Below are 20,355 nucleotides of genomic sequence, written 5' to 3' on the forward strand. Positions count from 1 at the left end.
CAAGAATCATCGGAGCCTGCCATGCCGAATCGCCGCAAAGCATCCCGAGCTGCGTCGTCGATCTCCGAGTCCGATCGCCTTGCCGCGCGCAACAATCGCTCGCTGACTTGCTGCATCGCGGCTTGCGCGACCTTCATCGGCTTGCCTGCGGCGTCGTGGGCTCAGAGCTCGGTGCAGCTCTACGGTGAACTCGACGCGGGCATCGCTTATACGAACAACGTCGGCGGCCACTCGCAATATCGCCTGACGAGCGGCACCATCGACGGCAGTTACTGGGGACTGCAAGGCACCGAGGATCTCGGTGGCGGCGCGCGCGCGATCTTCCGGCTCGAGCGCGGCTTGTCCGTCGCGACGGGCGAGGGGCTGAACGATCATCCGATGTATGTCGGCATCGGCACCGATACGCTCGGCACGCTCACCTTCGGCCATCAATACGACTCGATCCACGATTACTTCCAGACCTTCACGCTGACCGGCAACACGGGCGGCACGGCGTTCGCGCATCTGCTCGACAACGACAACGCGAACAACTCGTTCCTCGCGGCGAACTCCGTCAAATACACCAGTGGAAACTATGGCGGCCTGAGTTTCGGCGGTCTCTACGCGTTCTCGAATCAAGCGGGCGGATTTTCGGACAATCGCGCGTACAGCGTCGGGGCCAACTATTCGGCGGGCTCCTTCAACGCGGGCGCCGCCTATCTGCACAACAACGGGCGCGGCAACACGACGAGCGGCGCATACGATTCGCTCGCGCTGCCCGGCCCGGGCAACACGATATTCAACGCCAACGTGCAGCGGCAGAACACGTTCGGCGTCGGCATGAGCTACGAGATCGGCGAATTCACGTTGGGCGGCGCATTTTCCCGCGCGATCAATTCCGGCGTCACCGATGCCGACACCGGCGAGCTGATGCCATCGCTCGCGCTCAACAATTACGAGATCAACGGCATCTACAAGCTGACGCCGGCGATTCAGATCTCCGGAATGTACGTGTACACCAACGGCGGCGGCGCGCACTGGCACGAGGGCGCGCTGCAGGTGGACTATCTGCTCTCCAAGCGCACGGACGTGTATCTGGAGTCGATCTATCAGCGCGCTTCGTCGGGCGCGCCGGCGGTGATCAACACCAACGATCCGTCGAGCGGCCGCAATCAGCTGATGTTGAGCACGGGCATCCGTCATCGTTTCTGACCATTCTGCGGGCGTCGCGCGCGTGCTAATTTTGCGGTTTGTTTTGCGCCGATCCGCAGGTGTCCCATGTCGCTCCAGACTTTCTCGCTGTTCCTGCCCGCGTGCTTCGCCATCAATATGGCCTTCGGGCCGAACAACGTGCTGTCGCTGTCGAACGGCGCGCGCGATGGCGTTCGCGCGTCGGTGCTGGCGTCGTTCGGGCGGATCGTCGCTTTCGCGATCATGATCGCCATCGCCGGGCTCGGGCTCGGCGCGCTCTTGCTCGCATCGCAGACGCTCTTCACGGCGATCAAGTTCGCCGGCGCGGCGTACCTCGTGTGGATCGGCGTGAAGCTGATCCGCTCCGGACCGTCGCTCGTCGTCAAGGAAGAGGGCGCGGCGCGCGGTCCGATGAATCTCGCGCGGCTCATCAAACAGGAATTCTGGGTCGCGGCGGGCAATCCGAAGGCGATCCTCGTATTCACGGCCTTCTTCCCGCAATTCGTCGATCGCAGCGCGTACGCGACGAGCTTCGCCATTCTCGGCGCGACGTTCCTGCTGCTCGAACTGGTGGCGATCTTTATTTACGCCGCGCTGGGCGCGCGCCTTGGCTCGCTTTCGCGCGGCGCGCGCGGTTTCACGTGGTTCAATCGCGTGAGCGGGGCGCTGATGATCGGCTTCGGCGTGATGCTCGCGTTCGTGCGGCGGCCCGCGACCTGATTCAGCGACTTTCGGGATCGATTTAATCGCGCGAATTATTACATTGAGTCATAGTCGATAACCGCGCATTAATTCTCGCGACAAATTACGCCAATCGCAGAATCCGAGAACTTTGCGTTTCGCTTGATTTACCCGCCATGCGAGAAAGCGGCGACGAAACGTCGCGCGCCCGCATTTTGCCGATTACCCGATACTTCCTTGCCTCGCGCGTCGAGGAAAGCGAACGCCGCGCGTGCGCCGCTGATTCAGGATTCGATAGCAATCGAATGTCTCCGATTTGCGATAATCGCGTGTTTGCCGCGGATAATCGCCCAGCTATTCATCTGATCATTTCGCGGACTATTCGCTCGTTTCGTCATTACGTGCAATCGGTATCTCGAAATGCGCCGATTCGCTCACGCCGTTTGAAGGATTTTTTCCGATGCTAACTCACTCGTCCCGCGCCTCGCAGACGCGCTCGTTCACGACCGTCTTTCTGATCGAAATGTGGGAGCGCTTCGGCTATTACGGCATGGCTGCGCTGCTCGTGCTGTTCATGGTCGACAAGATCGGTTTCGCCGATGAGCAGGCCAACCTCACCTGGGGCGCGTTCACCGCGCTCGTGTTTTCGGCGCCGTCGATCGGCGGCTGGATCGGCGACAAGATACTCGGCGCGCGCCGCACCATGACCGCGGGCGCTTTCGTGCTGGCACTCGGCTATCTGATGCTCGCGCTTCCGGTCGACACGCTCGGCTTCATGTATGCGTCCCTCGGCGTGATCGTCGTCGGCAACGGGCTCTTCAAGTCCAACGCGGCGAATCTCGTGCGCCGCATCTACGAGGGCGATGACGCGCGCATCGACAGCGCGTTCACGATCTATTACATGGCGGTCAATATCGGCTCGACGTTTTCGATGCTCGCGACGCCGTGGATCAAGGATCACTGGGGCTGGCACGCGGCGTTCGCCGTGTGCTGCGGCGGCATGGTGCTTGGCCTGCTGAATTTCGCGGTGATGCGCCGCACGCTCGCGCACATCGGTTCCGCTCCGGACGACCAGCCGATTCGCTGGAAGCACGCGTTCGCGGTGGCGGCGGGGAGCATCGCGCTGGCGGCATCGACCGTATTCATCCTGCAGCACAAGACCGTGGCGGTCGCGTGTGTCTACGCGGCGGGCGTGGCCATTCTGGCGATCTTCGGCTACATGTTGATCAAGTGCGACCGCAGCGAGCGCGCGGGCCTCGTCGCCGCGCTGATCCTCACGTTGCAGGTCATTCTCTTCTTCGTGTTCTACCAGCAGATGTCGACATCGCTCACGCTGTTCGCGCTGCGCAACGTCGATCCGTCGTTCTCGATCGGCAACGCAGAGCTGTTCACGTGGAGCGCGGCGCAGTTTCAGGCGCTCAACCCGATCTGGATCATGCTTCTGAGCCCGATTCTCGCGTTCCTTTACACGCGACAGGCACAGCGCGGCCGCGGCATGTCGGTGGCCTTGAAGTACGCGCTCGGCTTCGTCGTCGTGGCGATCGGATTCTTCGTGTTCGGTTTGAGCGGGCGTTACGCGGTGGATGGGCGTGTGTCGTCGTGGTTCATGGTGGCGGGTTACGGTCTCTATTCGCTCGGCGAACTGCTGGTGTCGGGCCTCGGTCTCGCGATGATCGCGCGCTACGTCCCGGCGCGCATGAGCGGCTTCATGATGGGCGCGTATTTCGTCGCGACGGGCGTGTCGCAGTATCTCGGCAGCGTCGTCGCGAACTTTGCGCGCATGCCGTCCGGCAACCTCGAACCGGTGCAATCGCTGCCGCTTTATACGCATCTCTTCTTCGGGCTCGGCTGGCTGGCCGCGGGCGGCGCGGCGGTCGCGATGGCGCTCCTGCCGGTGCTCGGCAGACTGTCGCGGGCGCATCAGCAGGCGGTGGAGCAGGCCGTCAACGCCGCCGCGAACGAACGCGCGACGCCGGCGGCAACGTTGAGTACAAACAACGTTTGACTTCGGGGAATGCTTCGGTCTATAATTTAATTCTTCAGACGCGGGGTGGAGCAGTCTGGCAGCTCGTCGGGCTCATAACCCGAAGGTCGTAGGTTCAAATCCTACCCCCGCAACCAGTTTCAAAAAGCGAAGAGCCCGGTTCAGCCGGGCTCTTCGCTTTTGTGCGTTCGTTTCTTCTTCGTTCTCAATGGCGCAGGTCCGGCAGCGAAAAAGCGCGACCGCTCATCCGACCGAAAATTTCCTTCCCATGCACGAAAAGCCTGCATGAGCTTTGTGCTCATGCAGGCTTTGTGCGATCTTGCCAGCTTTAATCGATTGGGGCGCTACGATAGTGCGCGAATCCGCGAGCTTTCACGCGACCTGCGCGTGAAACCGCGACCCGATCGATCTCAGGTTGCGATGCCGATCTTGCCTAAGCAGACGAGGGCGCGATGCCCTGCGTCGATCAATAGAACTTTTTCGGCAGTTGCGCGCGACGGATCTGCTTGCGCAGACGAGCGACAGCAGCAGCTTTCTTGCGCTTGCGCTCGGTGGTGGGCTTTTCATAAGCCATGCGCGACTTGAGCTCTTGGATCAGGCCCGTGCGTTCGACGGTACGGCGAAAACGACGCATGGCGACGTCGAAAGGCTCGTTCTCTTTCAACAGTACTTTAGTCATTGAAATCTCGGTTGATCTGGCCCTGCCAGAATTTAGGGCAAAACGCAATTGTACACTTTTTGAGCGTGACCCTGCACGCACTTTGTACGAAAGCATGCATATGCGGACTCGGGAATCACATCGTAGGTCGTTGAATCGAGACGACAATCCCGGAATACCCGCGCTCAGAATCCGCGCGAGCGAGGAGGCCTTCGATCGGGCTCGGCTCGGCGCGCGTCCGGCTGCTCGATCGTCACGTCGGACAGGGCGAGCGCGACGCACGGCAGAATCCAGCGTTCGGCTTTTTCCTCCGCGGTGAGTCCCGGCCATTCCACGCGATACGCGATCTCGCCTTCGACGATCCGGCAGATGCACGCACGGCAGGTGCCGTTGCGGCACGATCGCGGCAGCGACAGATTCGCCCGCAGCGCGGCTTCGAGCAGCGTCTCGCCGCCTTTCACCGCGACGAAGTGTCCGGCAGGCTCGATGACCATCGCGAAGGCGCGCGGCTCGTCGTCATTCACGCCTGTACCTCGACGTTCGCGCGGCCGTTGGTGAGATCGCGCAATTCGGCGGCGGCCGGCTCGCGCGCGATCGCGGCCATCCGCACGACGAGGCGCACGGTCATCCCATATTCGCTTTGCACGAGTTCGGCGTCGTGCTGCTCGATCCATCGGCGCACGCGCGCTTCGTCGGCATAGTCGATGTCGATGCCGATCAGCCCGCGTTCGATGCGCTCGACGCGCTCGGCCAACTGCATCGCGCTTGCGATCGCATCTGTGTAGGCGCGCACGAGGCCGCCCGCGCCGAGCTTGATGCCGCCGTAATAGCGCACGACCGCGGCCAGCACGCCATCGACTTCGTGATGCCGCAGCACTTCGAGAATCGGCCGTCCGGCGGTGCCGGAAGGCTCGCCGTCGTCGGACATGCCCGACTGGCCGCCCGCGAGGAGCGCCCAGCAGACATGCGTCGCGCCCGGATGCTCGGCGCGCAGGCGCTCGAGCTCGCGCATGGCTTCGTCGCGATCCGCGACGGGTATCGCGAGCGCGATGAAGCGGCTCTTGCGGATGTCGATTTCAGCGCTGACGGAAGCGGCGAGGGTGTACGTTGGCAAAGCGGAAAGCGCGCGGGAGGCAAATATCGAATCATAGCCGCTCGACGCGGCCGGTCATGCCGCAACGTCCGAGCCGTCTTTCAGCGCGCGCTGCATGAGCACTGTATCGACCCATCGCCGGTGCTTGAAGCCGACGTCGCGCAGCACGCCGACATGTTCGAACCCGAGCCGCGCATGCAGCGCGATCGAGCCGGCGTTGCCGCTGTTGCCGATCACCGCGATCATCTGCCGCCACGGTCCGCGCTCGCATCGTTCGATGAGCGCCGTGAGCAGCGCGAGGCCGACGCCGCGGCGACCGAAACCATCGGCGACGTAGACCGAATCTTCGATCGTATGCCGGTAAGCCGAGCGCGGCCGGTATGCCGACGCATACGCATAGCCCGCCAGCCGTCCGTCCAGCTCCGCGACGAGATACGGCAAGCCCGCCGCCGCGATGGCCGCGTGACGCGCGCGCATGTCGTCGACCGACGGCGCGATCTCTTCGAAAGTCGCGAGCGCGTTTTCGACGTAGTGCGAGTAAATGCGCGCGATGGCGTCGAAGTCGCCTTGCGCGGCGTCGCGCACGAGCGGTCGGGAGGAAACGTCGGAGGCCATGTCTGTCGTTCGATGCAAGGAAAACGCGGTTTCTGGTCTGGCCATTTTCGCACGGTGCATCGGCGGCAAAAAAAGCTTGCGCGGGCCGTGCGGAAGACCACCAAAAGGCAGCGTTTTCGGGCAAAGAAAACGTTGAATCGAGCGATGCGCGACCCCTACACTAAGTCGTTTGTCCGAGACTCGGGCGCGGCGCAACGCACGCCGGCCACGTCGGGCAGGAAATACACAACGCGCGCGCGACAGTCTTTGCGCCGCGGTCCATAAGACGCAATGAACAAAATTCAACGTGGGGCGCTGGCGGCGCTTCTGATCGTCATCGTGGGAATCGCGGCGCTGGCGCCGGCGGGGATCGGCTTTTTGTTCGCGCAGCGCAGTCAGCGGCATGACGAGACCGCGCGCCTGAACACGGTCGCGGCCGCCGCGCTCTTTCGCGCCGAAGATGTCACGCGGCGGCTGTCGGGCGCGCTCGGGGAAATCGGCAAAGTGGCGGCCGTGCCGTGTTCGACGCCGTATCTGCAGGAGTTGCGACGCATCGCGCTCACGCACGAGCAGGTGCGCGACGCCGGCGCTTACGATCGCGACGGCCGCTGGCAATGTTCGTCGCTCCTGGGCGCGGTGTCGGCGGGCGTGCTCGACGGCCTCACGCTGCCGCCGCCCGACTGGCGCTCGCGCGACGGCGTGATGGCGTGGTACGGGCTGTCGCGTCTGCCGGGCGGCAAGTCTTCGCTCGTGATGGGGCGCAACGGCTTCTACGTCGCCGCCGATCCATCGCTTTACGTCGACACGCTCGACGCGAACGACGAGGTCGCGAGCGGCGTCGCCGTCATCAACACGGAAGTGAGCCGCGTGATCGCGACCACGCCCGCCACCGACGCCAACGCGATCCTCGCCGTCTATCGCACCGAGCCGCCCGTGCGCGACGACTCGCCGTACGTCGTGCGCCGTTCCGTGTCGATGCCGCTCGCGGTGGTCGTGAGCGCGCCGCATCAGACGCTGCGCCAGCGCCTGCGCACGCTGCCGTGGGGCTGGCTGCTCGGCGGCGTCGTGGTCGGGCTCGCGCTCGCGAGCTGGGCGGCGTTCTTCTTCGTGCGACGGCTCTCGCCGCGCGGCCAGTTGAGCGATGCGGTGCGGCGGCATCAGTTCATCGTCGCGTATCAGCCGATCGTCGATCTCGCCACGCGGCGCTGCGTCGGCGCGGAGGCGCTCGTGCGCTGGAAGTATCACGATCGCATCGTGCGGCCCGATCATTTCATCCCGCTCGCGGAGCATCAGGGGCTGATCCAGGCGATCACCGATCAGGTGCTCGACACGATCCTGCTCGAACTCGGCGACTTTCTTAAGCGCTACCCGGAGTACTACGTGTCGGTGAATCTGTCCGCGCCGGATCTCACCACGCATCGCTTTCTCGACGTGCTCGGCCCCGCGATCGCGCAGCAGGGCGTGCGGCCGGAGCAGATTCACATCGAGGCCACCGAGCGCAGCTTTCTCGACGCCGATGCCGCCAAGGAAGTCATCGGCGCGTTTCGCGAAGCGGGCCATGCCGTCTATCTCGACGATTTCGGCACCGGTTATTCGAGCCTCTCGCACTTGCAAAACTTTCGCATCGACGGCCTGAAGATCGACAAGTCGTTCGTCGATACCGTCGGGCAGGACGCGGCGTCGAGCAGCGTCGCGTCGCACATCATCGACATGGCCGCGACGCTCGACGTGCAGGTGATCGCCGAAGGCATCGAGCGTGAGGAACAGGCTGCGTATCTGCTCGCGCGCGGCGCGCGGTTCGGGCAGGGCTGGCTGTTTTCGGCGCCGCTCACGGCCGCGGAATTCATCCGCTACGCGGGCAAGACGCGCGCCGCTTGATCGGCCTCGATTCGTCCTTATCTACGATGTTTCCTGACGAGGCCCGATCATGACCACTCCGATGAACGACCCGACCGCCACCGCTTTCCTGCGCGACGTGCGGCATCCGCTGCTCGTGCTTCATCGCAGCGTGCTTGCGCATTTGCGCGCGCGCCACGAGGCCGAGTTCGGGCCGACGTCGCCGGGCGAATTCCTGCAGATCGTGATCAACGGATCGGCGTATCGCTGGCTTACGCCGTTCTCGACGCTCATCGCCGCCATCGACGACGTCCTCGACGACGAGGAAGCCACCGCCGACGCGCGCATCGCGCACGCGCAAGCCGTCATCGACATGTTCAGCGCCGGCACGCGCGACCCGGCATTTGCCGAGCAATTCCTGCCTTTGCTGCAGGACAGCCCGGAGATCGCCGTGGCGAACGGGCAGGTCGCGCAACGCGTGCGGGACGTCGCGCGCGCGTAAATGGCGTGATCGACGGGCGAGCGGTCTATCGAAAATGCGACCTGAAAACCGCAATTTCCGGATTCCGCGCGCATCGGGGTTTTTCTGTCTGTCGCGTGCGAACAGCGTTGCGCGGCGGGCCCGTGGCCGCGTGACGGCTCACCGCGTCGTCGTGCTGCATCGCAGCAAAGACGTTTCATCACAATTGAGCGATTAATTTTCGCTTGCGAGTATCGCCGCCAATCGCCGGAGCGCTCGTAGTCGCGCTCCGCTTCTTTCAACGAAGACGATGGAGGCGACTCTTGATCCTGTACGGCTTCGGCCCGCTCCTCTGGGCGGGCGCCAAAGAGACTTTCGCGCTCGCGGTGCTGTCTCTCGCGGTATCGGTGCTGCTCGGCTTGGCCGGCGAATCCGCGAAACTTTCGCGTCACGCGCCTTTGCGCGCCGTCGCGACCGCATACACGACGCTCATCCGCTCGGTTCCCGACCTCGTGTTGATGCTGCTGCTCTTCTACAGCATTCAGATCGCGATCAACAATGTCACCGACGCCTTCGGCTGGAGTCAGTTCGACATCGATCCGTTCACGGCCGGCGTGCTCACGCTCGGCTTCATCTACGGCGCGTATTTCACCGAGACGTTTCGCGGCGCGTTTCTGGCGGTGCCGCGCGGGCAACTCGAAGCGGGCAGTGCGTACGGCATGAGCGGCATGCGCGTGTTCGGCCGCATTCTCTTTCCGCAGATGATGCGTTTCGCGCTGCCGGGCATCGGCAACAACTGGCAGGTGCTCGTGAAGGCGACGGCGCTCGTGTCGATCATCGGTCTCGCGGATGTCGTCAAGGCGGCGCAGGACGCGGGCAAGAGCACGTTCAACATGTTCTTCTTCATCCTCATCGCGGCGCTGATCTATCTCGCGATCACGAGCGCATCGAACCTCGTGTTGATGGCGCTCGAGCGCCGCTATTCGATCGGCGTGCGGCACGCCGAACTCTGACTCCTGCCAGCGAGCAAAAAGCCATGATCCAGATCTTCGCCGAATGGTGGCGTCCGTTCCTGTATTCCGACGGCATGCGCGCGTCGGGCCTCGTCGTCACGTTGTGGCTGCTCGCGGCGTCGATCGCACTCGGCTTCTGCGCGGCGGTGCCGCTCGCCTGCGCGCGCGTATCGCGCAACCGCTGGCTTTCGACGCCCGTGCGCCTCTACACGTACGTGTTTCGCGGCACGCCGCTTTACGTGCAACTGCTGCTGCTCTACACCGGCATGTACAGCCTGGAATTCGTGCGTACGCAGTCCTTGCTCGAAGCGTTTTTCAAAAGCGGCTTCAATTGCGCGATCCTCGCGTTCGCGCTCAACACCTGCGCCTATACCACCGAAATCTTCGCCGGCGCGATTCGCGGCATCGCGCACGGCGAAGTGGAAGCGGCGCGCGCTTACGGCATGAGCACCTTCACGATGTATCGCCGCATCATCCTGCCGTCCGCGCTGCGGCGCGCCTTGCCTTTGTACAGCAACGAAGTGATCCTGATGCTGCACGCGACGACCGTCGCCTTCACCGCGACGGTGCCGGACATCCTGAAGGTCGCGCGCGATGCGAATTCGGCGACCTATCAGTCGTTCGAATCGTTCGGCATCGCGGCGCTGCTGTATGTCGCGATCTCGTTCGCGCTGGTCGCGGCATTCCGGCGCGCCGAGCGGCGCTGGCTCGCGTATCTGCGGCCGGCGGGCGCGGTGCGCGCTGTGCGTCATTAACGAGCGGTAAAATTCGAAGCCATGCGTCATACCCTGTCATCACCCGAGGAGAAAGCGTTGCAGCCAACCGCCAAAGACGTCGCGACCAAGCTCGTCGCCGAGGACATTCACAAGCGCTACGGCGACAACGAAGTGCTGAAGGGCGTCTCGCTCGCGGCCAAAGCGGGCGATGTGATCAGCATCATCGGCGCGAGCGGCTCGGGCAAGAGCACGTTTCTGCGCTGCATCAACTTCCTGGAGCGGCCGAACGCGGGGCAGATCATCGTCGATGGCGAAGCCGTTCGCACCAAGACCGATAAATCCGGCAATCTCGAAGTCGCGGATCACAAGCAGTTGCAGCGCGTACGCACGAAGCTCGCGATGGTCTTCCAGCACTTCAACCTGTGGTCGCACATGACGGCCATCGAGAACGTGATGGAAGCGCCGCTGCATGTGCTCGGCATATCGAAGAAGGAAGCCGAGGATCGTGCGCGCGAGTATCTCGAGAAAGTGGGCCTGCCGCCGCGCGTCGAGAAGCAGTATCCGTCGCATCTGTCGGGCGGTCAGCAGCAGCGCGTCGCGATTGCGCGCGCGCTCGCGATGCATCCGGATGTCATGCTCTTCGACGAACCCACGTCCGCGCTCGATCCCGAGCTCGTCGGCGAAGTGCTGAAGGTGATGCAGCGTCTCGCCGAAGAAGGCCGCACGATGATCGTCGTCACGCATGAAATGGGCTTCGCGCGCAACGTGTCGAATCACGTCATGTTCCTGCATCAGGGACGCACGGAAGAAGAGGGCGCGCCGTCCGAAGTGCTGAGCGCGCCGAAGAGCGAGCGTCTGCGCCAGTTCCTGTCGGGCAGCCTCAAGTAACGTGACGCTGCAAGTTGCGATCGTCGCGCTGCCGCCGGTGTCGATGAGCGGCATTGGGCCGATCATCGACAGTCTTTCGCTCGCCAATGAAATCGACGGGCATCGTCTCTACGAATGGCGCATCTGTTCGTGGGACGGCCGTCCGGTGCCGCTTTCGGGCGGCGCACAGCTTCCCGCCGATTGCGCGTTCAACGACGCCGTGCGTTGCGACTGGCTCATCGTCGTGTCGGAGCGCTATCAGCAGTTCGCCGATTACCGGCTCTTTCTCGCGAGCCTCGCGCGCGTCGCGCCGCGCACGCCGCTCGTTTCCGGCATTCATCACGGCGTATGGTGGCTCGCGATGGCCGGGCAGCTTTCGCAATATCGCGTCGCGGTGAACTGGGAAACGTATCAGCAGTTCACCGAGCAGTTCGAGCGCGCGATCGTCAGCCAGCAGATTTTCGAAATCGACCGCGATCGCGCTACTTGTTCCGGCGGGCAAGCGGCCATCGATTTCATGCTCGCGATGATCGCGCGCGATCACGGCCCGGACCTCGCCGAACGCATCGCGGATTCGCTCGGCATCGGCACCTTGCGCGCGGGCACGGAGCGTCAGCGCATTCCGTTCGTCACGGCGCCGGGCGAGCGGCATCCGCGCCTGAACGACGCGCTTCAACTGATGGAAGCGAATATCGAAGAGCCGCTCGCCACCGATGAAATCGCGAATCTCGTCGGCATTTCGCGCCGGCAGCTGGAGCGGCTCTTTCGTCAGTATCTCGGCGCGATGCCGTCGAAGTATTACCTCAATCTGCGTCTCACGAAGGCGCGCACGCAACTGCAGCGCACGAGCAAATCGGTGGTGCAGATCAGTCTCGCGTGCGGGTTTTCATCGGCGGCGCATTTTTCCAATGCGTATCGCGACCGTTTCGGCGTGACGCCGCGCGAGGAGCGCCGTAACTGGATCGAAAAGCAGCGCGGCGGCGCGATCGACGAACCGCGCGGCGGCGCGCTGATCGAGCCGCCCGGCGCGGCATAGAAGCTGCACGGTATCTGCGGAAAAGCTCATCGAAGCATGTCGCGAACGCGCAAGACGGAACGCGGGCGATTGCCTAATATCGACGTAATGCTCAAACCGAGGAGTGGCTCATGACCGACATCAATGTGAATCGCGGTACGTTCGACGAAGTAATGGTTCCGGTGTTCGCGCCGGCCAATTTCGTGCCCGACCGGGGCCGCGGCTCGCGCGTCTGGGACACCGAAGGCCGCGATTATGTCGATTTCGCCGGCGGTATCGCGGTGACGGCGCTGGGCCACGGTCATCCGGAACTGCTGAAAGTGCTGCACGAGCAGGGCGAGAAGCTCTGGCACATCGGCAACGGTTACACGAACGCGCCGGTGTTGCGCCTCGCGAAACGCCTGACCGATCTCACCTTCGCCGACCGCGCGTTCTTCGCGAATTCGGGGGCGGAAGCCAACGAAGCGGCGCTGAAGCTCGCGCGCCGTTACGCAATCGACAATCACGGCGACGACAAGATCGAAATCATCTCGTTCACGCAGTCGTTCCACGGGCGCACGTTCTTCACGGTGAGCGTCGGCGGACAGCCGAAGTATGCGGAAGGCTTCGGTCCGCAGCCGGCGGGCATCCGTCATCTGCCGTACAACGATTTGCCGAAGGCGCTGGAAGCCATCGGGCCGAAGACGTGCGCGGTCATCGTCGAGCCGGTGCAAGGCGAAGGCGGCGTGCTGCCCGCCGATCCCGCGTTTTTGAAGGGCTTGCGCGAAGCCTGCGACAAGCACGGCGCGCTGCTGATTTTCGATGAAGTGCAGACCGGCGTCGGCCGCACCGGCACGTTTTACGCGTACATGCAGTACGGCGTGACGCCGGACATCCTGACGAGCGCGAAGGCGCTGGGCAACGGCTTTCCGATCGGCGTGATGCTGACCACGAACGACATCGCCGCGCACTTCAAGGTCGGCGTGCACGGCACGACTTACGGCGGCAATCCGCTCGGCGCGTCGATCGCGGAGAAAGTCGTCGAACTCATCAGCGATCCGAAGCTGCTCGAAGGTGTCGCCGAACGCAGCAAAGCGATCAAGGCGCATCTGGCGCGCATCAACGAGCGCTTCGGCATGTTCAGCGAGATACGCGGACGCGGCCTGCTGATCGGCGCGGAACTGAACGACAGCTACAAAGACCGCGCAAAGGACGTGCTCAACGCGGCGGCCGCGAACGGTGTCATCATGCTGATCGCGGGGCCGAACGTGCTGCGCTTCGCGCCGTCGCTCATCATGCCGATGGCCGATCTCGACGAAGGCTTCGCGCGCATCGAAAAGGCGATCGAGCAGGTCGTCGGCACGGTTGCGGTCAAGTGACCAACGGAATGCGATGATGCTCTTCGTCCGCCCCGCAAGACTCTCCGATCTCGACGAGCTCGAACGCATGGCGCGCGCCGCGCTGCCCGTGCTGCACTCGTTGCCGCGCGACCGGCGCGCGCTCGAAACGCGCGTCGCGCTCTCGGAAGACTCGTTTCGCGCCGAAGTGGAATTTCCCGGCGAGGAGTTCTATCTCTTCGTGCTCGAAGACTCGCAGACAGGCAAGTTGCTCGGCACGTCGAGCATCGTCGCGTCGGCGGGGTATTCCGAGCCGTTCTACGCGTTTCGCAACGATGCGCTGATTCACGCCTCGCGCGAACTCAAGGTGAACCGAAAAATCCACGCGCTCACGATGTCGCACGAACTGACGGGCAAGAGCCGTCTGACGGGCTTTTATATCGATCCGTCGTTGCGCGACGAAGCGAACGAAGCGGCCGCGCATCTCTTGTCGCGCGCACGCATGATCTACATCGCGGCGAACCGCAAGCGCTTCTCCAGCGAAGTCTTCTCGCTGATGCTGGGCGTGACCGACGAATCAGGCGCGTCGCCGTTCTGGGACGCGGTCGGACGCAAGTTCTTCGGCCGCGACTTCGAACAGGTCGAATCGGAATCGGGCGGACGCAGCCGCACGTTCATCGCGGAAGTGATGCCGAGCTATCCGCTCTATGTGCCGCTGCTGCCCGGCGATGCGCAGCGCGTGCTCGGCGAGCCGAACGAAAGCACGCTGCTCGCCTACGACATTCATCTCGAGGAAGGCTTCGAGCCGGATCGTTACGTCGATATTTTCGATGCCGGTCCGGTGCTGACGATCGCCGTCGACAAAAGCGCGTCGGCGAGTTCGGGCGAATTGCGCGCCGTGCGCGATGCCGCCGTCGAAAGCGGCGCGCCGTATCTCGTCGCGGCGGGCGGCGCGCATGCGTTCCGTTGCATCGTCGCGGGACTCGCGGGCACGCGCGCGGACGGCGCCGAATTGACCGCACAGGCGCGCGATGCGCTCGGCGTCGAAGACAAGGACACGGTGCGTTGCGTGCCGTTGCATCAGGCATCGGGAGAATTGCAATGATCGTCGTGCGATGCACGCAGCCGGGCGATGTCGACGCGCTCGTCGCGCTCGCCCAGGAAACGGGCCCGGGCCTCACCACGTTCAAGCCGGATCGCGGCGCGCTCGCGGCACGCGTCGAACGCGCGCGCCGCACGCTGACCGGTGAAGCGCAAGCCTTCGAAGCAGGCTATTTCTTCGTGATGGAAGACACCGCGACCGGCGATGTCGCGGGCGTGTGCGGCATCGAAACGGAAGTCGGGCTGGAGCAGCCGTTCTACAACTATCGCGTATCGACGGTCGTGCACGCGAGCCAGGACATGCGCGTGTGGACACGCATGTCGCTGCTCAATATCTCGCACGATCTGACGGGTTATGCGGAAGTCTGTTCGCTCTTTCTCAGCCCGCGCTATCGCACGGCGGGCGTGGGCGGCCTGTTGTCGCGCTCGCGCTTCATGTTCATCGCGCAGTTCGCGGATCGCTTTCCGCAGCGTTTGTGCGCGGAATTGCGCGGCCACTTCGACGAAAACGGCGAGTCGCCGTTCTGGAACGCGGTCGGCTCGCATTTCTATCAGATCGATTTCAACGAAGCGGATTATCTGAGCTCGCACGGCAAGAAGTCGTTCGTCGCCGAACTGATGCCGCGCTATCCGGTGTATCTGGACTTGCTGCCGGAGACCGCGCAACAGGCAGTCGGCGTCACGCACAGGGACACCGCGCCCGCACGCAAGATGCTCGAGGCGGAAGGGCTGCGTTACGAGAATCACGTCGATATCTTCGATGCCGGTCCGGTGCTCGAATGCCACATCGCGGACTTGCGCACGGTGCGCGAGAGCGTGATCGCGCGCGTGCGTATCGGCGATCGAAGCGACACGGGCAGCGATGCCAGAAGCCTCGTATCGAACACCTTGCTCGAAGATTTCCGCTGCGGCGCGACGACGGGCGCGGTCGAGGACGGCGCGTTCCTGCTGACGGCGGAAGAAGCCGCGGCGTTGCGCGTGAAGGAAGGCGATCAGGTGCGCGTGCTGACTTCTCATCCGCGCGCCAAGTAAATGAGACACGACATGGATATTTCGAACCAGTTGTATATCGGCGGTGAGTGGCAGGACGGCAAGGGCGCGGCGTTTGCATCGCGCAATCCCGGCACCGATCAAACCGTGTGGCAGGGCAAGAGCGCATCCGCGCAAGACGTGGATCGCGCGGTGTCGTCGGCGCGGCGCGCGTTCGCGTCGTGGTCGGCGCTGTCGTTCGACGAGCGCGTCGCGGTCGCCAAACGCTTCGCCGCCTTGCTCAACGAGAACAAGGAAGCGCTCGCAAACGCGATCGGCCGCGAAACCGGCAAGCCGCTGTGGGAAGCGCGCACGGAAGTGGCGTCGATGGCCGCGAAGGTCGATATCTCCGTGCAGGCGTATCACGAGCGCACCGGCGAAAAGCGCGCGCCGATGGCCGATGGCGTCGCGGTGCTGCGGCATCGTCCGCATGGCGTCGTCGCCGTGTTCGGGCCGTACAACTTTCCGGGGCATCTGCCGAACGGACATATCGTGCCGGCGCTCATCGCGGGCAATACGGTCGTGTTCAAGCCGTCCGAACTCGCGCCCGGCGTCGCGGCCGCAACCGTCGCGCTGTGGATTCAGGCTGGCTTGCCCGAAGGCGTGCTCAATCTCGTGCAAGGCGAAAAGGACACGGGCGTCGCGCTTGCGAATCATCGGCAGATCGACGGGCTTTTCTTCACCGGCAGCTCGGATACCGGCACGCTCTTGCACAAGCAGTTCGGCGGACGTCCCGAAATCGTGCTCGCACTGGAGATGGGCGGCAACAATCCGCTCGTCGTCGCGAACGTCGAGGATGTCGATGCCGCCGTGCATCACGCGATTCAATCGGCGTTTCTGTCGGCGGGCCAGCGCTGCACCTGCGCGCGCCGTCTCTTCGTCCCCGACGATGCCGTCGGCGAGCGCTTCATGCAGCGCTTCATCGAAGTGAGCGCGAACATTCGCGTCGGGAAATACGACGATGAGCCGCAGCCGTACATGGGCGCCGTGATCTCGGCGCGCGCGGCGGCGCGTCTCGTCGATGCGCAGACGCGTCTGATCGAAGCCGGCGCGAAGCCCGCGCTCGAAATGAAGCAGCGCGCGGCGCATCTCGGCTTTGTCTCGCCCGCGATCCTGGACGTGACGAACGCGCGCGACGTCCCCGACGAAGAGCACTTCGGCCCGATGGTGCAGGTGACGCGCTACAAGACGTTCGACGAAGCCATCGAGCGCGCGAACGACACCGCTTACGGCTTGTCCGCGGGCCTGCTCGCCGACGACGAATCCGCGTGGAAGCATTTCCAGCGCACGATCCGCGCGGGCATCGTCAACTGGAACCGGCCGACCAACGGCGCATCGTCGGCGGCGCCGTTCGGCGGCATCGGACGTTCGGGCAATCAGCGGCCGAGCGCGTACTACGCGGCGGACTATTGCTCGTATCCGATGGCCTCGGTGGAAAGCGCGCAATTGCAGATGCCGGCGAGCGTATCGCCGGGACTTACGTTCTAAGCGGCGGAAATGAACATGCTTGCAACCGAAGCGAACTTCGACGGGCTCGTCGGCCCGACGCACAACTACGCGGGACTCTCGTTCGGCAACGTCGCGTCGCGCAACAACGAGAAGTCGGTGGCCAATCCGAAGGCCGCCGCGAAGCAGGGCTTGCGCAAGATGAAGCGGCTCGCCGATCTCGGCTTTCGGCAGGGCGTGTTGCCGCCGCTCGAACGCCCGTCGATCAGGCTGTTGCGCGCCGTCGGCTTTTCCGGCGACGACGCCAGCGTGATCGCCCGCGCCGCGCGTGAAGCGCCGGAACTGCTGGCGGCGGCGAGCTCCGCATCGGCGATGTGGACCGCGAATGCGGCGACCGTGAGTCCGTCCGCGGATACGGAAGACGGGCGCGTCCACTTCACGCCGGCGAATCTCGCGGCCAAGCTGCATCGCGCGATCGAGCATGGCGAAACGCGCCGCTCGCTTGGCGCGATCTTCGCCGACGAAGCGCGCTTTCGCATTCATCACGCGCTGCCCGGCACGCCCGCGCTCGGCGACGAAGGCGCGGCGAACCATACGCGTTTTGCGCGCGAGTACGGCGAGAAGGGCGTCGAGTTCTTCGTGTACGGGCGCAGCGAGTACGGCCAGGGTTCGCAGCCGCAGCGCTATCCCGCGCGTCAGACGCTCGAAGCGAGCCGCGCGGTCGCGCGCCTGCACGGTTTATCCGCCGATGCGACCGTGTTCGCGCAGCAATCGCCCGATGTGATCGATGCGGGCGTGTTCCACAACGACGTCATCGCGGTCGGCAATCGCACGACGCTCTTTTGCCATGAGCGCGCGTTCGTCGATCAGCACAAGGTCTACGACGAGCTACGCGAGAAGCTCGGCGCGCAAGGCACGCCGTTTCACGCGCTCGAAGTGCCGGACAGCGAAGTGAGCGTCGAGGATGCGGTTTCGTCGTATCTCTTCAATAGCCAGTTGTTGTCGCGCGAGGACGGCAGGCAAGTGCTCGTCGTGCCGCAGGAATGCCGCGAGAACGCGCGCGTGGCGGCGTATCTCGATTCCCTCGGCGGCCGCAAGACGCCGATCGACGAAGTGCTCGTCTTCGATCTGCGCGAAAGCATGAAGAACGGCGGCGGGCCGGCTTGTTTGCGTCTGCGCGTCGTGCTGAACGACGCCGAGCGCGCCGCGGTGAACCCGCGCGTGTGGATGAACGACGCGCTTTTCACGCAACTCGACGCGTGGATCGACAGGCATTACCGCGATCGCCTCGCGCCCGCCGATCTCGCCGATCCGAAACTGCTCGCCGAATCGCGCGGCGCGCTCGACGAACTGACGACCATCCTCGGACTCGGTGCCGTCTATGACTTTCAGCGCTGATTCGTCCTTGCTCGAAGACTTCCTCGCCTTCACGCTCAACGGCGGGCGCCCTTCCGTCGCACAGGGCGTCGCGCCTTCGGGCGTGCGCTGGACCTGGCAGGGCGAGGGCGTGTTGCTGCTGGAACCCGCGACAGAACCGACGCATAGCGTGCTCGCGTCGGCGGGCATTCACGGCGACGAAACCGCGCCGATCGAAATGCTGTGCTCGCTTGTCGCGGATATCGCGAACGGCCGCGCGCCGCTCGTCGCGCGCATGCTCGTGATCCTCGGCAACATCGACGCGATGCGTGCCGCCGACCGCTATCTCGACGACGACCTGAATCGCCTGTTCAGCGGCCGTCATGCGGATTTGCGCGACAGCCGCGAAGCACCGCGCGCCGCTGAACTGGAAGACGCCGCGCTGAAATTCTTCGATGGCGTCACGCATCGGAAATGGCACATCGACATGCATACGGCGATTCGCGCGTCGGTGTTCGAGCAGTTCGCGTTACTGCCGCACACCGGCGCGCCGCTCGCCCGCGCGATGTTCGACTGGCTGCGCGATGCGCGTCTGCAGGCGGTGCTCCTGCATCGCGAGAAGGGCAACACGTTCACGCACTTCACGGCGCAGCACGCGGGCGCGCTCGCCTGCACGCTCGAACTCGGCAAGGTGCGCCCGTTCGGTCAGAACGATCTCGCGCGTTTTGCCGCATCGGATGCGGCGTTGCGTCGCCTGATTGCGGGCGAGGCGGCGAAGGAAAGCGCGCCGCTGCGCGTGTTCACGGTCGTCGCGCAAATCGACAAGCAGAGCGAGCAATTCGTGCTGAACGTGGCGAGCGACGTGCCCAACTTCACCGCGTTCGCCGCCGGCACCGAGCTCGCGCGCGACGGCGATTATCGTTATCGCGTGTCGCACGACGAAGAGCGCATCGTGTTTCCGAATCCGAAGGTCAAGCCGGGCCTGCGCGCCGGCTTGATGGTCGTCGATACGACCGATTCGACGCTCGCCTCTCTCGATTGACCGGCAACGGTTCATCGATTCACTTCCCGATGTTTATCCGACGCACAGCGGGTGCGCGCTACAATCGCGCCCCGGTGTCGGATCATCACACCTGTATCGAACCGCAATGGAAGGAGATGGAAGTTGAAGAAATCGCATCTGATCGGTCGCAAGCTCGCCGCGCTGGCGGTGCTGGGCGCCGCCGTCGTCGCGTCGAACGCGCAAGCGGCCGATGACATGAAGCAACTGCGCTTCGGCGTCGAAGCGTCTTACGCCCCGTTCGAATCGAAGTCGCCGAGCGGCGAGCTGCAGGGCTTCGATATCGACATCGGCAACGCGGTGTGCGCGAAGCTGAAGATGAAGTGCGTGTGGGTCGAGAATTCGTTCGACGGTCTCATTCCCGCGTTGCAGGCGCGCAAGTTCGACGGCATCAACTCGGACATGACGATCACCGACAAGCGCAAGCTCGCCATCGACTTCACCGATCCGATCTACACGATCCCGAATCAGCTGATCGCGAAGAAGGGCAGCGCGATTCAGCCCACGGTCGAGGGTTTGAAGGGCAAACGCGTCGGCGTGCTCCAGGGCTCGATCCAGGAAACCTACGCGAAGGCGAAGTGGGCGACGGCGGGCATCGATGTCGAGTCGTATCAGGCGCAGGACCAGATTTATGCCGATCTGGCGTCGGGCCGACTCGATGCGGCGTTCCAGGATGCCGAAGCGGCGTCGAAGGGCTTTCTGAAGCAGCCGCAGGGCGCGGGCTTCGCGTTCGCTGGCCCGGCCGTGGCGGATGACAAGCTGCTGGGTTCGGGCGTCGGCTTCGGCGTGCGCAAGAACGACAAGGCGCTCAAAGATGCGCTCAATCGCGCGCTGAAGGAGCTGAAGGACGACGGGACGATCGATCGCTTCGCGCAGAAGTATTTCGATGTGAAGGTGGTGTTGAAGTAAGGCTTCGGTTTGCCGGATGTGAGAAGCCCGCTTCGGGAGTGGTCCCGGGAG

General features: G+C 64.2%; 20 protein-coding genes and 1 tRNA gene. 17 read left to right on the forward strand and 4 right to left on the reverse strand.

Features of this window, described 5'->3' with window-relative positions:
- Window positions 1–21: 21 nt before the first annotated feature.
- The 4 genes from NCS00_RS05615 (at window position 22) to NCS00_RS05630 (ending at window position 3,972) form a co-directional block, all read left to right on the forward strand.
- The gene (locus NCS00_RS05615; RefSeq protein ID WP_241484860.1) at window positions 22–1,191 is read left to right on the forward strand and encodes a porin; all 1,170 of its coding nucleotides are present in this window, start codon (window positions 22–24) and stop codon (window positions 1,189–1,191) included.
- Between the two features lie 66 nt (window positions 1,192–1,257).
- Entirely contained in the window at window positions 1,258–1,890 is a 633-nt protein-coding gene (locus NCS00_RS05620) for a LysE family translocator (protein WP_008350388.1), read from the forward strand.
- Between the two features lie 421 nt (window positions 1,891–2,311).
- Complete coding sequence (locus NCS00_RS05625; RefSeq protein WP_008350387.1) at window positions 2,312–3,856, forward strand: peptide MFS transporter; 1,545 nt, start codon at window positions 2,312–2,314, stop codon at window positions 3,854–3,856.
- A 39-nt stretch (window positions 3,857–3,895) separates the two neighbouring features.
- Window positions 3,896–3,972, forward strand: a tRNA-Met gene (locus NCS00_RS05630).
- A gap of 329 nt (window positions 3,973–4,301) precedes the next feature.
- On the opposite strand, the gene rpsU is transcribed toward NCS00_RS05630, so the two are convergent.
- The 4 genes from rpsU to NCS00_RS05650 form a co-directional block, all read right to left on the reverse strand.
- A complete protein-coding gene (gene rpsU / locus NCS00_RS05635) occupies window positions 4,302–4,514 on the reverse strand; it encodes a 30S ribosomal protein S21 (RefSeq protein ID WP_006999077.1) in 213 nt (70 codons plus the stop codon).
- Between the two features lie 164 nt (window positions 4,515–4,678).
- On the reverse strand, window positions 4,679–4,987 hold the full coding sequence (locus NCS00_RS05640) for a 2Fe-2S iron-sulfur cluster-binding protein (RefSeq protein WP_033537218.1): 309 nt from the start codon (window positions 4,985–4,987) through the stop codon (window positions 4,679–4,681).
- A 26-nt stretch (window positions 4,988–5,013) separates the two neighbouring features.
- Entirely contained in the window at window positions 5,014–5,607 is a 594-nt protein-coding gene (locus tag NCS00_RS05645) for an IMPACT family protein (RefSeq protein ID WP_008350379.1), read from the reverse strand.
- 54 nt (window positions 5,608–5,661) lie between these two features.
- Window positions 5,662–6,201, reverse strand: a complete 540-nt coding sequence (locus tag NCS00_RS05650) for a GNAT family N-acetyltransferase (RefSeq protein ID WP_034472093.1) — start codon at window positions 6,199–6,201, stop codon at window positions 5,662–5,664.
- A 270-nt stretch (window positions 6,202–6,471) separates the two neighbouring features.
- Between NCS00_RS05650 and NCS00_RS05655 the strand changes: the two genes are divergently transcribed.
- The 13 genes from NCS00_RS05655 (at window position 6,472) to NCS00_RS05715 (ending at window position 20,304) form a co-directional block, all read left to right on the forward strand.
- Window positions 6,472–8,058 (forward strand): EAL domain-containing protein, encoded by a 1,587-nt coding sequence (locus tag NCS00_RS05655; RefSeq protein WP_008350376.1) that lies wholly within the window; start codon window positions 6,472–6,474, stop codon window positions 8,056–8,058.
- Window positions 8,059–8,119: 61 nt separating this feature from the next.
- Window positions 8,120–8,518: a hypothetical protein gene (locus NCS00_RS05660; protein WP_250434589.1), complete on the forward strand. Its 399-nt coding sequence runs from the start codon at window positions 8,120–8,122 to the stop codon at window positions 8,516–8,518.
- 281 nt (window positions 8,519–8,799) lie between these two features.
- On the forward strand, window positions 8,800–9,489 hold the full coding sequence (locus tag NCS00_RS05665) for an ABC transporter permease (protein ID WP_250439562.1): 690 nt from the start codon (window positions 8,800–8,802) through the stop codon (window positions 9,487–9,489).
- Between the two features lie 23 nt (window positions 9,490–9,512).
- On the forward strand, window positions 9,513–10,244 hold the full coding sequence (locus tag NCS00_RS05670; protein WP_008350370.1) for an ABC transporter permease: 732 nt from the start codon (window positions 9,513–9,515) through the stop codon (window positions 10,242–10,244).
- A gap of 21 nt (window positions 10,245–10,265) precedes the next feature.
- A complete protein-coding gene (locus tag NCS00_RS05675; RefSeq protein WP_051996525.1) occupies window positions 10,266–11,093 on the forward strand; it encodes an ABC transporter ATP-binding protein in 828 nt (275 codons plus the stop codon).
- Window positions 11,094–11,136: 43 nt separating this feature from the next.
- Window positions 11,137–12,108: a GlxA family transcriptional regulator gene (locus tag NCS00_RS05680; protein WP_250439618.1), complete on the forward strand. Its 972-nt coding sequence runs from the start codon at window positions 11,137–11,139 to the stop codon at window positions 12,106–12,108.
- A 110-nt stretch (window positions 12,109–12,218) separates the two neighbouring features.
- Window positions 12,219–13,445 (forward strand): aspartate aminotransferase family protein, encoded by a 1,227-nt coding sequence (locus tag NCS00_RS05685; protein WP_250434487.1) that lies wholly within the window; start codon window positions 12,219–12,221, stop codon window positions 13,443–13,445.
- A gap of 16 nt (window positions 13,446–13,461) precedes the next feature.
- On the forward strand, window positions 13,462–14,508 hold the full coding sequence (gene aruF / locus NCS00_RS05690) for an arginine/ornithine succinyltransferase subunit alpha (RefSeq protein ID WP_033537219.1): 1,047 nt from the start codon (window positions 13,462–13,464) through the stop codon (window positions 14,506–14,508).
- A complete protein-coding gene (gene astA / locus NCS00_RS05695) occupies window positions 14,505–15,536 on the forward strand; it encodes an arginine N-succinyltransferase (RefSeq protein ID WP_008350363.1) in 1,032 nt (343 codons plus the stop codon). Before aruF ends, astA begins: the two co-directional genes overlap by 4 nt.
- Before the next feature lie 12 nt (window positions 15,537–15,548).
- A complete protein-coding gene (gene astD / locus NCS00_RS05700; protein ID WP_250439564.1) occupies window positions 15,549–17,021 on the forward strand; it encodes a succinylglutamate-semialdehyde dehydrogenase in 1,473 nt (490 codons plus the stop codon).
- 15 nt (window positions 17,022–17,036) lie between these two features.
- Window positions 17,037–18,377 carry an N-succinylarginine dihydrolase gene (astB, locus tag NCS00_RS05705; protein ID WP_008350361.1) on the forward strand — a complete coding sequence of 447 codons (1,341 nt, stop codon included), beginning with the start codon at window positions 17,037–17,039 and terminating at the stop codon, window positions 18,375–18,377.
- Window positions 18,361–19,377, forward strand: coding sequence for a succinylglutamate desuccinylase (astE, locus tag NCS00_RS05710; protein ID WP_175979944.1), 1,017 nt, complete (start codon window positions 18,361–18,363; stop codon window positions 19,375–19,377). The genes astB and astE overlap by 17 nt, the downstream gene beginning before the upstream one ends.
- A gap of 123 nt (window positions 19,378–19,500) precedes the next feature.
- Entirely contained in the window at window positions 19,501–20,304 is an 804-nt protein-coding gene (locus NCS00_RS05715; RefSeq protein ID WP_008350359.1) for an ABC transporter substrate-binding protein, read from the forward strand.
- The last annotated feature ends 51 nt before the right edge of the window (window positions 20,305–20,355 follow it).

This window comes from Caballeronia sp. AZ1_KS37 (assembly GCF_023631165.1).
In the GTDB taxonomy this organism is placed as follows: domain Bacteria; phylum Pseudomonadota; class Gammaproteobacteria; order Burkholderiales; family Burkholderiaceae; genus Caballeronia; species Caballeronia zhejiangensis.